This window comes from Deinococcus sp. QL22 (assembly GCF_023370075.1).
In the GTDB taxonomy this organism is placed as follows: domain Bacteria; phylum Deinococcota; class Deinococci; order Deinococcales; family Deinococcaceae; genus Deinococcus.
On the sequence record NZ_CP097156.1, the window covers coordinates 25,346 to 39,151 of the forward strand.

19 protein-coding genes are annotated in these 13,806 nt (G+C 59.6%); 5 read left to right on the forward strand and 14 right to left on the reverse strand.

Annotated elements, in window-relative coordinates; genetic code table 11:
- The first annotated feature begins 26 nt into the window (after window positions 1–26).
- Together M1R55_RS29040 and M1R55_RS31940 are read left to right on the forward strand one after the other, a co-directional pair.
- Window positions 27–800 (forward strand): ParA family protein, encoded by a 774-nt coding sequence (locus M1R55_RS29040; protein WP_249396596.1) that lies wholly within the window; start codon window positions 27–29, stop codon window positions 798–800.
- Window positions 797–1,699, forward strand: a complete 903-nt coding sequence (locus tag M1R55_RS31940) for a ParB/RepB/Spo0J family partition protein (RefSeq protein ID WP_256566080.1) — start codon at window positions 797–799, stop codon at window positions 1,697–1,699. Before M1R55_RS29040 ends, M1R55_RS31940 begins: the two co-directional genes overlap by 4 nt.
- A 381-nt stretch (window positions 1,700–2,080) precedes the next feature.
- On the opposite strand, the gene M1R55_RS29050 is transcribed toward M1R55_RS31940, so the two are convergent.
- The 4 genes from M1R55_RS29050 to M1R55_RS29065 form a co-directional block, all read right to left on the reverse strand.
- Window positions 2,081–2,830, reverse strand: a complete 750-nt coding sequence (locus M1R55_RS29050) for a helix-turn-helix transcriptional regulator (RefSeq protein ID WP_249396597.1) — start codon at window positions 2,828–2,830, stop codon at window positions 2,081–2,083.
- A gap of 195 nt (window positions 2,831–3,025) precedes the next feature.
- Window positions 3,026–3,436: an IS200/IS605 family transposase gene (gene tnpA, locus M1R55_RS29055; protein ID WP_249396598.1), complete on the reverse strand. Its 411-nt coding sequence runs from the start codon at window positions 3,434–3,436 to the stop codon at window positions 3,026–3,028.
- Window positions 3,433–3,693 (reverse strand): hypothetical protein, encoded by a 261-nt coding sequence (locus tag M1R55_RS29060; RefSeq protein WP_249396599.1) that lies wholly within the window; start codon window positions 3,691–3,693, stop codon window positions 3,433–3,435. Before M1R55_RS29060 ends, tnpA begins: the two co-directional genes overlap by 4 nt.
- A complete protein-coding gene (locus M1R55_RS29065) occupies window positions 3,690–3,965 on the reverse strand; it encodes a hypothetical protein (protein WP_249396600.1) in 276 nt (91 codons plus the stop codon). Before M1R55_RS29065 ends, M1R55_RS29060 begins: the two co-directional genes overlap by 4 nt.
- Window positions 3,966–4,139: 174 nt before the next feature.
- On the opposite strand from M1R55_RS29065, the gene M1R55_RS29070 reads away from it, so the two are divergent.
- The 3 genes from M1R55_RS29070 to M1R55_RS29080 are packed head-to-tail and all read left to right on the forward strand — an operon-like array spanning window position 4,140 to window position 5,979.
- Window positions 4,140–4,346: a hypothetical protein gene (locus M1R55_RS29070; protein WP_249396601.1), complete on the forward strand. Its 207-nt coding sequence runs from the start codon at window positions 4,140–4,142 to the stop codon at window positions 4,344–4,346.
- Complete coding sequence (locus tag M1R55_RS29075) at window positions 4,343–4,816, forward strand: HNH endonuclease (protein ID WP_249396602.1); 474 nt, start codon at window positions 4,343–4,345, stop codon at window positions 4,814–4,816. Before M1R55_RS29070 ends, M1R55_RS29075 begins: the two co-directional genes overlap by 4 nt.
- 2 nt (window positions 4,817–4,818) lie before the next feature.
- Complete coding sequence (locus M1R55_RS29080) at window positions 4,819–5,979, forward strand: transposase (protein ID WP_249396603.1); 1,161 nt, start codon at window positions 4,819–4,821, stop codon at window positions 5,977–5,979.
- A 186-nt stretch (window positions 5,980–6,165) separates the two neighbouring features.
- Here M1R55_RS29080 and M1R55_RS29085 read toward each other — a convergent pair whose 3' ends face one another.
- The 10 genes from M1R55_RS29085 to M1R55_RS29130 all read right to left on the reverse strand — a co-directional run bounded on the left by M1R55_RS29085 (window position 6,166) and on the right by M1R55_RS29130 (window position 13,792).
- Window positions 6,166–6,906 carry an HNH endonuclease signature motif containing protein gene (locus M1R55_RS29085; RefSeq protein WP_249396604.1) on the reverse strand — a complete coding sequence of 247 codons (741 nt, stop codon included), beginning with the start codon at window positions 6,904–6,906 and terminating at the stop codon, window positions 6,166–6,168.
- Window positions 6,903–7,985, reverse strand: coding sequence for an AAA family ATPase (locus M1R55_RS29090; RefSeq protein ID WP_249396605.1), 1,083 nt, complete (start codon window positions 7,983–7,985; stop codon window positions 6,903–6,905). The genes M1R55_RS29085 and M1R55_RS29090 overlap by 4 nt, the downstream gene beginning before the upstream one ends.
- 200 nt (window positions 7,986–8,185) lie before the next feature.
- Entirely contained in the window at window positions 8,186–8,944 is a 759-nt protein-coding gene (locus M1R55_RS29095; protein WP_249396606.1) for a hypothetical protein, read from the reverse strand.
- Window position 8,945: 1 nt separating this feature from the next.
- Entirely contained in the window at window positions 8,946–9,758 is an 813-nt protein-coding gene (locus M1R55_RS29100; RefSeq protein ID WP_249396607.1) for a hypothetical protein, read from the reverse strand.
- Complete coding sequence (locus M1R55_RS29105; RefSeq protein WP_249396608.1) at window positions 9,758–10,252, reverse strand: hypothetical protein; 495 nt, start codon at window positions 10,250–10,252, stop codon at window positions 9,758–9,760. Before M1R55_RS29105 ends, M1R55_RS29100 begins: the two co-directional genes overlap by 1 nt.
- An 8-nt stretch (window positions 10,253–10,260) precedes the next feature.
- The gene (locus M1R55_RS29110; RefSeq protein WP_249396609.1) at window positions 10,261–10,461 is read right to left on the reverse strand and encodes a hypothetical protein; all 201 of its coding nucleotides are present in this window, start codon (window positions 10,459–10,461) and stop codon (window positions 10,261–10,263) included.
- Between the two features lie 14 nt (window positions 10,462–10,475).
- Entirely contained in the window at window positions 10,476–10,895 is a 420-nt protein-coding gene (locus M1R55_RS29115; RefSeq protein WP_249396610.1) for a hypothetical protein, read from the reverse strand.
- A gap of 9 nt (window positions 10,896–10,904) precedes the next feature.
- Complete coding sequence (locus tag M1R55_RS29120) at window positions 10,905–11,318, reverse strand: hypothetical protein (RefSeq protein ID WP_249396611.1); 414 nt, start codon at window positions 11,316–11,318, stop codon at window positions 10,905–10,907.
- A 46-nt stretch (window positions 11,319–11,364) separates the two neighbouring features.
- The gene (locus tag M1R55_RS29125; RefSeq protein WP_249396612.1) at window positions 11,365–12,141 is read right to left on the reverse strand and encodes a hypothetical protein; all 777 of its coding nucleotides are present in this window, start codon (window positions 12,139–12,141) and stop codon (window positions 11,365–11,367) included.
- Window positions 12,142–12,208: 67 nt separating this feature from the next.
- Window positions 12,209–13,792 (reverse strand): hypothetical protein, encoded by a 1,584-nt coding sequence (locus M1R55_RS29130; protein ID WP_249396613.1) that lies wholly within the window; start codon window positions 13,790–13,792, stop codon window positions 12,209–12,211.
- Window positions 13,793–13,806 lie beyond the last annotated feature (14 nt).

The window sequence follows — 13,806 nt, forward strand, 5'->3', positions numbered from 1 at the left end:
ACCCTAGCGCGGTATGCTCGCGCCAGATGCCTTTCAAAACCTTGACCTTCTTCAATCACGCGGGCGGGGTCGGCAAGACTTCGCTGACCCGCGACGTGGGGGCCGAACTCGCCGCTGCCGGGGCGCGGGTGCTCCTGATCGACCTCGATCCCCAAGCCAACCTGACGGGCTGGTTGGGGGTGAACGGCGTACAGGTTCAGGGCACGGCCTACCCGGTGGCGGTGGAAGGCGCAGACCTGCCTGATCCGGTGCGGGTGCATGGGCTGGATCTAATTCCCTCGCACGTGGATCTGGCGCTGGCCGAGTCGCAGATGCTCGGCCAGGTGGGCGCGGTGCTGTTCCTGCGGCAGGCCTTGGCAAAAGTGGCAGATCGCTACGACGTCTGCCTGATCGACTCCCCGCCGAGTCTGGGTCAACTGGCCGTCATGGCCGCCCTCGCCGCCGATCATCTGATCGTGCCGGTACCGACGCGGCAGAAGGGCGTGGATGCCATGCCGGGCTTGCAGAAAGCCATGAGCACCTATCATCGCCTGCGGCCTGATCTCACGGTTGCCCTATACGTACCCACGTTCTATGACGCCCGCCGACTGCACGACCAGGAATTGCTGGCCCAGTTGCGTGACCATCTGTCCCCCCTCGCCACGCCCGTGCCGCAGCGGGAAGCCAAGTGGCTCGACTCCACGACGGCTGGGGAACCGATTGGGGTCTACGCACCGGGGTCGCCTGTCCATCAGGACGTGCAGCGCCTCACGCGCGAGATTGCCGCCGCCGCTGGCCTGCCCTTCACGGTGCCCGCATGACCCGCGCCAAGCGCCCCAAGCCCCGCGAGGACACCGCCAGTCTGCTGGGGGCCAGTGCCGCGCTCGCCCAGCCTGCCCGGATCGTGTCCACCCTGCCCGTGAATGCCCTGACGCCCAGCCCATTCCAGCCGCGACGGAGGGTCGAGGATTCGAGTTTGGAACAGCTGGTCGCTTCGATCCGCACGCAGGGCATCTTGCAACCCTTACTGGTGCGCCCTGTGGGTGAGGGATACGAGATCGTGGCCGGAGAGCGGCGCTGGCAGGCGGCTCAGCTCGCGGGCCTGACGGACGTGCCAGTGCTGATCCGGGAACTGGACGACGACGCGGCTCTGACCGCTGCCCTGGTCGAGAACCTGCAACGCGAAGACCTGACCGCCATCGATGAGGTGGACGGCACCCTGCGCCTGATCGCGCTGCGGCTCCAGACCACGCCCGAAGACGCCCGCCACCGCCTGATGCGGGCCAAGGGGCAGGAGACGCCCGACGCTGCCGTGTTCGAGGACGTGTTTGCCCTGCTGGGGCGCGAGAGCTGGCTGTCGTTTGTCAAGAACAAGCTTCGCATCGCGGGGTGGCCCGAAGACTTGCAGGACGCGATGCGGAATGGGCTGCCCTACTCGCTGGCGGGGGTGATTGCGGGGGCACCCGTGGAGATTCGGGCGCAATTGCTCGAAGCGGCCATCGCTGGCGCATCACGGGAAGACCTGCGGGCGCTGGGGCTGAAGCTGATGCCTCCGGCGCCCCGACAGCGCTTCGACGAGACGCGGGTGGTCAGTGTGGCCCGGCAACTGGGCAGCGTGCGGCTCCTGCGCGGGTTGACGGACGCCGAGCAGCGGGCGCTGGATAGCTGGCTCAAAAAAATGCCGCCTCTGCTGGCGGAGCGACTGAAGGAACTGGAGTAGTTCTGTCAGCGCCCTAGGCTCGACTTTGACACCCTGATAGGCCTTGGCCTACCGTTGGAGTATGCCTCACTCCATTCAGATCGGCGCTGCCTGTGACGGGTGTGCCATCACTGTCCGCAGTGAGTGGGTGTTGGGGCCTTGCCCAAACGATCAGCTTCGTACACTCTTCGCTCAACAACTAAGGGCAAAAGACTGGGTGGTGGCAGGCAACGTCTTGCACTGCCCAGCGTGCGCCTCTTCAGCACTGGCCCGTGAGGTGTGGCGGGCGGTGGCAGAGGGCATTGGCTGGGCAGAGGTGGCCGCTCAGGTCAGAAGCCAGTGGACAGCAAGCGGATTGCAGGCATTATTGCTGGACAGGTATGGCGACCTGCCCGCTCTACATCAGGAGGGCAAGTCCTCAAAAGGTGCGGGGAACAAAGCGACCAACGCTTCAGTGATGCCTGTGAGATAGGGCATCACCAGTCCCAAAGAAAACACAGGAGCGTTTTTGGGATGGAACAATTCGTTCCGATTATCCAGAATCGCTCTCCATTGGAGGGTTTGCTGCGCCGTTAAATGACCTTGATTCGATAATCGATCAATCAGAGAGCTCATGCCGATACTTCTGCCGTTGCTCTGACGAACAGGAATGCCTGCTTGCTCTGCAAAGGTTCGAAGACCAGCCTCAGCAGCCAGACCCAATTGTCCAGCCCCAACTGACAAAAAGGGGAAATAGAACCCGGCGTAGGCCATGCAGGCGCGGGCGCGGTACAGGTAAGCAGATACTTCGTCTGGGAGATGGGCACTTGGCCCATCCCCCAACACCAACACTGCAAAGTCCTGCGGCCGCATGGCCCGCACACCGCTAACGCCAAATTCACCCACTGAGGCCATGTTCGCTACCGCAGCGTCGGTGTGCGTCAAATTTTCTGGAGCCAACGGCCCACGCCGCGCCAGGCCGCCCAACTCGAACTCCAAACCAAGGATTTCCAAGATGGTGTCTAGGTGCTCTGCCGGAATGGCATTCCCACCAGCGATATAGGCGGCTACGCTTGCGGTAGAGATGCCGCGCCGACGTGCAATTTCCGCCTGAGCACCACGTTTTTCGCGCACGAGCTGGCGCAAAGTCTGCTGTAGAGTCTCCCAATTCATAAGGGCCAGTGTATCTTAATGCTAGTCTACAGTCTAGTATTACGCTCAATACTCTGCTATTATTTAGCCATGAACGGAACTAGCCAAGCGATTTACCTAATGGGTCTGGGCGGAAGGCCCCAACCAGAACCGCGCCCTTTGCGGTTTGGTTGGGGATGGATAGCCCAGGCCCCCCGAAGGGGGGCGGTTCTTAAGCTATTGCAGAGGCCGCTGTTGGCTTTCGATATAGCGCTTGATGATCTCCAAAGGTGCGCCGCCCGCCGTCACCACCGCATAAGAGCCTGACCAAAACACAGGCTTCCAGTACCAACGGCTCAGGTATCGGGCGTGGGCCTTCCGAATCAAACGGCTCGTCACGGTCTTCAAGTTGCCTACAAACTTGCTCATCTCCATGTGCGGATGCGCCTCAAACAGGATGTGAACATGGTCAGCTTCTCCATTGAATTCCACCAACGCGCACCCCCACTTCTCGCAGATATTTCGTGTGATGACCTCCAAATCGTCTAGTACGGCATTGTTCATGCACTTGCGACGGTACTTGGTGATAAGTACCAAGTGGTAGAACAGCCGGAAGGCGCTATGTGAACTGGTACGAAATTGCTTCATTTGCGGTTGGCATCCCGGTAGAGGGTTTGCCGGACGGCAGCCAACATCATGCTCAAATCCCGTTCATCACTGGAATTCACACAGGTCACTTCAAAGCGTCCATCTCTGATCTGAACGATCATCGGGACAAGGCTCTGCATTCCTAAGAATTCCGCTTCCGAAAGGGAGTAGCGCCCGTGAAAGTCCTGTTGGCGTCCGGGCATGTACCAGCGGTTCGTATCCCCTTCAATAGGGGGCAACTTGCGCCCCCCGATCATGCCCAGACTCCCAAGCGGGTCATGCTGACGGGCATGGGGATAACTTCACTGACCATCGTGCGGGTATCAGCCCCGCGCAAGATGCGGTCAGCTTGGAAGACCGTGGCAGGCTGCCCGTCAATTTCAGCGGTGTACTCACCTGTGCGGTTGCTGATGCTGACGATCTGATAACGCACCTGAACCACAGCACCATCCATGCGGTCTAGAGTCTTGGTTTCCCAAGTGCGGGAAAGAGCGGGAACAGTGGCGGGCTGGGTGGTGTAATCTTGCATTAATCCACTTCCTATCGGGGATTCCAATAAGCTCCTACCTCGCCGTGCAAAGTTCGGTGGGGCTTTTTGGTGATGTAAGTATAGGCTAAAAGTGTTGACATGTCAACACTTTTAGCCTATACTCCATACATGAGACATCAACCAAAACAGCAGATGCCCCTGTACCCTATAGGGGTGAATGACTCTATCCGTGCTGCCATCCGCACCGAAATTGCCAAGACTGGCCAGAGCCAAGCGGAGGTCGCCCGTCAAATGGGAATGGAACCGCAGGAACTGAGCCGTGCGTTGCAGAAACAAGGGAAAATCCCCCCTGTTTGGGTGAAAATTCTGGATCACTTCAATCTAGACCTGACGGTTAAGGCAAAGGAGGTCAGCAAGTGAGACAGGGCAAGCGTGAAAGAGGGGATGTGGCGTGTGCGGACTGTGGTGTGACAACTCCAAAACGCTGCCATAAAACTATTCGCTGCCCTGCCTGCCAGTTCAAATCCATTTTGAAGCGTGACCAGAAACGGCAGAGCGGGAATCGCAAAGTTGCGGTTGAACGCTGGCAAGCAAATGGACATCGGTGTTGGTGGTGTGGTGAGGCTCTTGCTTGGACAGCAATCGAATTCGATCACATTATTCCCGTTTCTAAGGGAGGTGGAGACAAGGAGAATCTTGTTCCAAGCTGTCGAGGATGCAACCTGAAAAAATCAGATGGCCCTGCCCCGGCTGATGCAAAAGGAGCCATCACAGGTGGACAAATGGACGGCGTTCACTTTGAGACGTTAGGAAAGCTCATGGTGGGCCTAGAGCAGCTTGTAGGGCGGCCTGTTGAGCTTTCAGACATCTTTGAAACGGTACGGGCCTAACCATGCTGAAAGCATTCCGCTACCGTCTGTACCCCACTAAAACGCAGGAAACCGCGTTGCTGGAACAACTCAGACTGTGCCGGAACCTCTACAACTGCGCTTTGCAGGAACGCCGGGATGCCTATAAGAAAGCGGGCAAAACGATCACGGGCTATGACCAAATGAAGCATCTCAGCGAAATTAAGGAGGCACTCCCAGAATACAAAGGCATTCACTCACAAGTCCTCCAAGACGTACTCAAGCGGTTAGACAAAGCATTTAAGGCATTCTTCCGGCGCATCAAGTCAGGCGAAAAGCCCGGTTATCCCCGTTTTCAAGGGCGGGATAGATTCGATTCGATTTGCTACCCACAATCCGGGTTCAGCCTCTCAGACAAAACGGCTTTCTTCTCCAAAATCGGAAATATCCGAGTCCGGTTGCATCGTCCGATAGAGGGCACTATCAAGATTGCTACCATCCGTAGAGAATGCGGGGAATGGTACGTCAGCTACGTGTGTGAAGTGGAAGCAACACCGCTTCCCGAAACGGGAAGCTCAGTGGGTGTAGACGTTGGAACTACATGGTTTTGCATCACGTCCGATGGAGAATTCACGCAAAACCCCCGCTACTTTCAAACTGCAATGAAGAAACTGCGTGTGGCTCAGCGTTCAGTCAGTCGCAAGAAAAACAAGCGCAGCAACCGCAGAAGAAAAGCTGTCCAGCACGTCGCCAAATTGCATCGGAAGGTCAGCCGTCAGCGACTCGACTTTCATCACAGAACAGCAGTCAAACTCGTCAGAGAAAATGATTTGATTGCCCATGAAGGCTTGAACGTTGAAGGGATGGGGCGCGGCAATCTTGCCCGCAGCATTCATGACGTGGGATGGTCACAGTTCTTTTCTCTCCTTTCCCAGAAGGCAGAATGTGCCGCTCGGAAAGTCATCGCCGTAGACCCCAGATATACCAGTCAGGCGTGCCACCAATGCGGTCACACCTGTAAGGGCAACCGGGTCAGTCAGTCACGCTTTGTCTGTATGGCTTGTGGGCATACCGATAACGCTGATGTGAACGCGGCACGCAACATCCTGGCAAGGGCATTGCCATCAGTGGAGAACGTAGGCCAACAGGTCAAGCGTCCACTGAGAAGCCGCGCTCACACCGCGTTAGCGGTTGAGCCGTGGTAAGTCACATAGAATTCTTCGAGTCATTACTGTGCAAAGCCTAGCCACGAGAGCCCTCGCCTAACCCCCTTCTTGACACGAGTCAAGACAACACAGAAAAAGCGCCCCCGCCTGCCAGCCGAAGCTGGGGCGGGGGCTTTTCGCTAGATGAGACCGGGCAAGGGAATTACCTGAACTCCGTCGCCTGACTTAAGCCGGCCTCCGAATCGGCAAGGCTTGCAACCGCATCAGGACGTCCAGCCGCTCAAGCTCATCATCCCAAACCTCAAGGTGCCGCAACACCTGTTCAGCCCTCTCCCATTCAGAGTACTGAAGCAGTTGCGAGGCCATAACCGCACTAAATTCCTTCTCAGGTGTCCCACTTTCCACGATGGCCACAGCGTCTGACCAGATATCCGCTTTCACAACCTCATCTAGTTCGCCGCCCACCACTCTATCCAGTTTGTGATGCAGTGTCTCCACCAGTCTGACGATTCCTTCCCAGACCACATCATGCTTGCCGGACAGTCGGGAGCCGAGGCGCAGTCGTTTCAAAGTGGCCCGACCCTCCTCAGTAATGGCATGCAAACGGGCACCCGAGTAAAAGAAATGCTGTGCAGGCTCATCCTCATAGGGATTGACGTATGCAGGCCCTACCACTTTGAGACGGTTGCAATCAGCGCATGAGCAGTTGAGATTGTTCCAAGTCGCCGCCAATAAAGGCTCCTCGTTTTTGGGAATGAAATGATCGACTTGCATATTGTCAATGGATCCCAGCAACGACTCACAGTAAACGCATTTCTCATGCGCTTCCAGGAACAGTGCGGCCAAGATGTCAGCAGCCCGCCATGGACGGGTGGAACGGTATTGCTCGAAATGCCGTCCTAGGGTCTGTTCTTTTTCGGGTGTGTCAAGTGATTCGGGCGGGCCGCCTCGTTGCAGTCGAATCACACGCTGACTCCACCCATAGCCCTGTACTGCATGTCATAGACCCGCCGGAGGGGATTGGTTGGATGCAACATGGTCATGAGCTGCTCATACGGTGCCTGAGCAGCAGCAAGGTCGTCGCTGTCAAGAGCGTCATTAAAAGCCTGTTCTATGCGTTGGCGCTCTTGCGAGAGGGTATCTTCAATTCCCATGACGTCCCGCAGTATTTCCTCAATACTCCAACCCTGGAAGCCGTATGCACTCGGTCTTGGCGAAATTTCTTTGATGTGTGGGACACCCTTAGTGTTGGTTTCCAACACCACCAACTGATGTTCACTCAGTCCCTGAATAATGTGTGGACTGTGCGTAGTCGCAATAATCTGTGCACGCGGCACAATTTCTTGAATCAAACCCAAGATTCTGTTTTGCCAAGCTGGATGTAAATGCACGTCAATTTCGTCAATGAGAATACATCCCTCAAATTCCTCTGCAGATTGCTGACCCTGTGAATAAAAGTCGATTCCGAAAACGATACCAAAAAGCAAGAGATAAGCGCTTTGAAAGCCACTTGACGTCCGATCGTAAGGGAGCGGTCCTGCAGGAGTTTCGAGCAGCACTTCAAAATTTCGATTGACCTCTAGAAATCGATAGGTTGGATCAAGAAGGGAGAAAATCTGCTTACATAAATTGAAATTGCTAGCGCTGTTGGGATCTTCAATCCAACCTCTCATCTCAAAATGATCCATATGCACAAACCAATTTTTAAAAACGCGACCTACATTTGAAAAGTTTGTCTGATCAACGACAGCAGTCTCAGCTTGGTATCGATGGTCGTAAGGCCGTAACGAAGAAATTACTGTCGCAGAGAGGGCTCTATTCACGTCAAAGTTGATCACTTTACCGTCAGCCAAATTCCCCCTTAGGCTCACACCTGGCCAGTTTATATTGTGTCGCGAAGTTGGTCTTTGCTGAGATAAAAAGGCTAGGAGTCTAGATTTCCCAACACCATTTGTCCCAGCAATGACAGTGAGCCCTTCAGGCAGGTTGAGTGAAAAATCTTTGAATGGCGGAAAATCCAACATTGTGACCGACTCAAATTGCATAGGAAGCACCTCGCTGCCTAGCAGAGTACGGTGTGACGGGTCTGGTTGCACACGCACCTCGGACAAGGGGCAGCCTGAAAGCTGCTACTCAAGCTGTCCCCCCTGAAAAAAAGAGCGAAGAGTATCGGGGACGCTCTGCCGTTAAGGACACTGGATTTGGCCCAATGAGGATCGACACAGGCGCATCCGCTGAATTTGCCTTACGGCGCGACGTAGTACCCGGCGGTCACGCGCCAGATCACGCCCGTGGTCACCGGGCACACGATGGTCGTCGCCGTGTTCTGGGCACTGGACACCAGCGGCGCGGCAAAGTCCTCGCGCCAGCGATCCAGCGTACCCTGCGCCGCCGCCTCTGCTCCGAAGCTGAAGGCCAGGGGGCCGGGCAGGTTGGTGGTGGTCACCGTGACCGGCACCGCCGCTGCGGTCAGGGCCGCCGCCGCAAACCGGTTGATGGCCAGGTACGTCAGGTAGTGGCGCAGGCCCGTTCCTGGAGCAGCCAATGTCAGCGTCAACGCCGCGCCCGCCGCGCCCACTGCCGTGCCCAGCAGCGGCGTCACGCTGCCGTTGCGCGAATAGTCGTCCATATAGCCCAGCGAGGCCGCCAACGTCACGACTGCCGATCCAGAGGTGTAGGTCGTGCAGGTCACCCGCAGCTGGGTGTAGCCCGCGCAACTGCCTGTCCAGAGACCCGCCGTGCTGCCCGTGATGCTGAGCACGGCACTGTTGGAGGCGGCAGAGGTCAGCGAGCGCATGGGCAAGGGCACCCAGGTCACGCCGTCCACGGTGCCCTGCACCTGGAGCGTGAGGCTAAACGTGCCGCGCACGTCGAGCGAGACGGTCGCGCAGCCGTCCGAGCGGCAATCGAGCACAGCGTTCAGAGCGGCCAGCATTCCCGCCACAGAGAGGTTTTCACGCGGATGCTGGGTCAGCCCCGTACTGTCTAAGGAAAGTTTTGCCATATCAGACCGCCAAGTAATTGAGGAGGATCGGCCCCGACGTGCGGGACGCGAACGCAAGAGTCACGGTCAGGGTGTCGGTGCCGGGTTGTCCACTCAGGCTCAGCACGTCCAGCAGTTCAGGATCGTTTTCGGCGGAGTCGGGCACTGGCGCGAGGCTCAACACCACCCGGCTGGCAGGCGTCAGACCCGGTGCGGCGAGGGTCTGCCGGTGTTCCAGCCGGGAATTGGGCACGGTGGCTGTCACGGATCCAGACTGTGTGGGCACGCCCGGCTGAAAGTTCCCCGCGTGCCAGAGCGCAAGCCCGTTCACCGTCACGTCACCCACAGACAGCAAGACGAGCGGCCCCTGTTGATTGGCAACGTACATCACGGCGCTGCCCGCGTCCCCGTAACCCAGAAACCCAGCACGGATGCCGGGCTGCTCCGTGTCGGGATAAAAGCCCATATAGACGTGATCGGCGGCCCCGCCCCTGAGTTGCAGCGCCTCGCTGCCTCCGTCTATCCGCACAATCGGGGCGATAACGCGCCCCGCAAATGTTTCTTCCTGATCGCGGCGGGCGTATCCCGATGGACTGACCCCGCCCAGCGCCTCGGCGTTGTCCACCACGCCGGAATTGTTGCTGTCATAGGCGCTTCTGAGCATGTCCCCAGAGCCGCTGCCCGCTGGGGCCACCCACGCTCCATCCCCCCGGAGAAACGTACTGGCTGTGGGCGTGCCTGTGGGTGTGGGAAACAGGCTGAGTTTGGTCAGGATCGTTTTGACATCTGCACCGATGGCGGTGGCCAGTGCCGTGACCTTCTCCGCAAGGCCCATCAGGCTTTGGCGGCAGTGTAGGCCGCGACTGGATCAGCGCCCGCCGCGTCCCCTGTATCCGCAGCGCTGGCCGCCCCGATGTTGGCCCGTGCCTGCGCTTGTTGCGGCGCAGTGAGGCTCTGCACGTCATCGAACCGCACCCGGTTGCCCACAGCGGTGAGTAGGTTGCCCAGCGCGGTCTGGTCAGTGCCCAGTCGCGCTTCGATCTCGCCGAGCGTATCCAGCGCGGAACTGGCCCCACCGGTCAGTTTGTTCTCCAGCGTGGTCAACAGGTCAATGACCTTACTGGAGCTGTAGCTACTGGTCGAGGACGAGGCCGCGTCATTGATGCCGGAGGCACTGGCAACAGCAGCCTTGATTTCGTTGATGGCGCCGACCAGGGTGGTCTTTTCAGTGGTGGTCAGGGCGGCGAGATTGCCCCGTGTGGTGATGAGGGCTTTGATGTCTACGCCTACGGCAGTGGCAAGGGCGGTCAATTTGGCGGCAAGGGTCATGGCACTCCTTAAAGTTTGGCAACTTGATAGATCAGTTCGAGGTCAAGGGAAAGGTCATCCACGTTCTGGCCGTCTCGGCCCGGTACCGGCACGAAGGCCACCCCCTGTTCCACTGGGATGCCTGCAATCGCAGAGGCCACCGGATCCGGCGCGGTGCCGGGCAGCATCTTCGCCAGCACTCCCGGCGTCCAGCTCACCCCCGGCTGCATTCGCTCCAACAAGCTCACCGCGTCACGTCCTGCTCAATGCTCCACGTCCCCTGCGCCCAGGTCTGCGGCGACTGACCGGGACTGCTGAATTCCAAATCCCAGACGCAGGTGTCGATCACTTTAGCCGTGTGTAGCGGGGTAAAACGGAACACGAGGGCCGGGCCAGTGGTGCCGTCCGGGAGCGGGTAGGCGGCTTCGATGCGCAGGTCGCCCGCCGCGCTGGTCAACTCGATCAGCGCGGCCTCGTCGGTGGCGTCCACTTTGAACTGCGCCCGCATGACGGTGTATGCGGCCTGCACCTGCGCGACGGCGGCGGGCGGCATGGGAATGCGGGTGGGTTGGCCACCGACCACGGGGCCTGCGTAAGTGAGGGCGACGGCCCGTTCAAAGCCGTCGCCCCGCCGCCCCTTTTCGAGCTTGACTTTGTAGGCCACGGAGCCTCCTTACTTCAGCCAGATGGAGACGGGGCGCACACCGCTGCTGGGGCGGTAAGCCAGCACCGTTGCGTCAATCACGGTGCCGTCCTCAAACCGCACGCGGATTTGGGTGCCCGGCAGCAGGTTTGGCACGTTGCATGACCAGCGCAGGCCAACCGAGATTTTCTCGGAGGTGCACCAGGCCTGCGCCACCGCGTCGAGGCGCAGCGTGTCCGACGTGTCGATGGTCAGGGCGGGGCCGTCCGTGGGCTTGGTCGGGTCGCCGGTCAGGGCGTCCGGGCCGGGATTGGTCAGCACCAGGCTGGAGCCGTCGCGGGTCAGGGTGCTGCGCTCGGCAGGCTGGAGGAGTTGAGCCACCGGGGCGCAGGAAGCGAGGGCGAGCGTGCAAAGCAGCAGCGAGTGGAACAAGACTTTTTTCATTGGAGGTCTCCTGGGAAAGGTCAGCGAAGAGGCGAGGGCGAGTGGATTAAAGTCGGCCTGCTTTGATATCCAGTAGCACTCCGTTCAGGCGCTGGCGACCGGCGTTGGAAACGTACCCGTCGCCGTCCAGCAGCTCCGGCGCGAGGCGAACGGCTTCGGTGAGAAAGCGTTCCGCTAAGCCTTTCGGTACGCCGCTGGGGAAGGCACTCGTCAGCAGACCAATTGCCACCTCCAGCAGCGGCGAGGAAATCAGCCCCGTCATGACGCCCAGGGCCGCGCCGCCCAGATTGCCGCCCAGCAAACGTGCGCCTTCAGGCACGCCATTCAAGTAAGGCGAAGGCGTGGAGATCGCCTCCACTCCGGAAGGGCGTAGCGGCTCCTGCTGAACACCCTCTGAAGTCTTCGTCTCACCGCTTTGCTCGCGCGCCGACTCCGTTGCCAGCACATTGGCCTTGGTGTTGGCCTGCACGCGCATCAGGTAGTCGCCGTTGGCTTTGACCCACCCCACGAGCGCCGAAATCACGGCGGGCCAGAGCGGATCAGTCCCACTGGACAGGGCCGCTTGAATGATGGTCAGACCGAGGGCAATGACGATGCTCAGCACTGCACTGATGAGCACGGTTGTGGGGCCTTCGGTGCGCCCTAATTTCTTCGCCACTGCGGTCAGGGGCGTGACCAGCCAGCCCGTCAGCGCCGTGATGATGACGGTCACGATGGCGGTGTATTCGGCAGGAATGCCCGCAGGCAGCCCAAGGGATTGCGCGAAAGCCGTGGGCAGCAGCGACACCACGAACAGGAACAACAGAGCGACGATCGGATTCATAAGCACACTCCAGGGGCGCGGCCCCAGACATGGAGGTCTAAGGCCGGAAGAAGGCGAAAGATTGGGGTTAGAAGCGTCTGCCGACCGACTGACTGTTGGCGTGCGCTAAGGCCCACCACTCTGCCAGCGCCGCCCTGCCGCCGTCCTTGACCATCAGACGTTTTAGGTTGTCTTTGCCGCTGCCGCCGTAGGTCTTCAGGTCGGCAGGCAGGGCCAGCGGGCCTTCGGCAGTGGCGTTAAATTCCACGTTCCGGTTGAACAGGATGGCGTCGAAGATCGCCTGGCCGTTGTCGGTGGCCAGCCTCGCCCGCCGTTCGTAATTGGTCATCTGGAAGTAAGCGCTCGGGCCGCCTGCCCACGGCACACCCTCAATGTGGCGGTCGGTGAGGTAGCTGCGGTTGCCGTCCCATTCGCAGTGGTGGCCGCCCTGCTGCGACCAGATGGCCCTGAAACCGATCCCCCAATTGCGCCGGAGCACAATGTCGTGCGGGTTGCGGGCGTGAATGTTGTCCACGCCTTCAATCAACCCACTCGTGCCGCTGTACTCGGTTTCCCTGGGGTCTTGCGGACTGGTGGGATTGCTGATCACCTTGTTGGAGCCGTTGTAACTCTTGCTCACTCCAGGCACGTACTCCAAGTCCGGGCCGCCCGTGTTGACCACGAAATTGTCTTGCACCACCAGCGGATCACTGGAGAGGCCCGAACTTTCCTGAAAGGCCAGTCCGTCTTCGACCGTGTAGCCGAGGTCAGCCGTGCAGAGATTCCATTCCACGATGCCAGGGACGTTCAGCACCTTCCCCAGCCGGAGGTAGTTGGACACCTCGCGTCCAATCACGCCGCCGATGGCCTTGCGCCGGTCATTGTTTTCGTGGGTGGAGACCCACAGGCTGCGAATGTATCCCCCTTTGCCGTCACTCATGCGGCCGTCAGGGTTGTGGAGGTGGTTGCGGTAGAGCCGGAAGCGGTCGCCCTTGCTGGGGTTCCCGGCAAACTGACGGGCCAGAGGGTTGCCCTCGCTGTACCCCGTCAGGAACAGGCCCTGACCGATGCCAAACACATCGTTATGGTGCCAGTCGATGTCCATGAACTCCTGAAGGTCGAAGAACCTCGCGGGCGGCTGGCCTGCTCTGATGGGGGGCAGCATCCGGTAGCTGCTGTCTTTGCCTCTGAGCCGCGACCGCCATCCAGAGAACATTGGCCCGCGTGAGACGGCCACCACGTTGTCGAAGGACGGCAGAACCGTGTTGGCAGGCAACGTGAAGCACGGCCCCTCGCCTTCATTCCAGAAATAGCGCCCTTCCAGCTTGTCTCCCGGCTTGACCGTGATGGCGCTCTCCCAGACTTTGCCTTTGGGCAGTTCTGGCATGGTGGGCCGCAGCCGCACCGGGGGAATGCTGGGCGGCGTCGGCACCAGCACAGGCGGCGGGGGTGCAGGCGGCGTGACCACTGGTGGCTGAGGAACCACGACGACGGGCGGTTCAGGAGCTACCACAGGCGGCAGCGGCGTTACCACCGGTGGAGGGGCAGGCGTGGCCACCACCGCGGCCGTCACGGCGAGCGCCAGGCTGAGAGTGAGGCGGATGGTGTCACCGTTTGGCAGGGTGCCCGCATAGGTGCCGTCGGACTGCAAAATCAAAGGAATATTGGTCATGGCAGTCTCCTCGC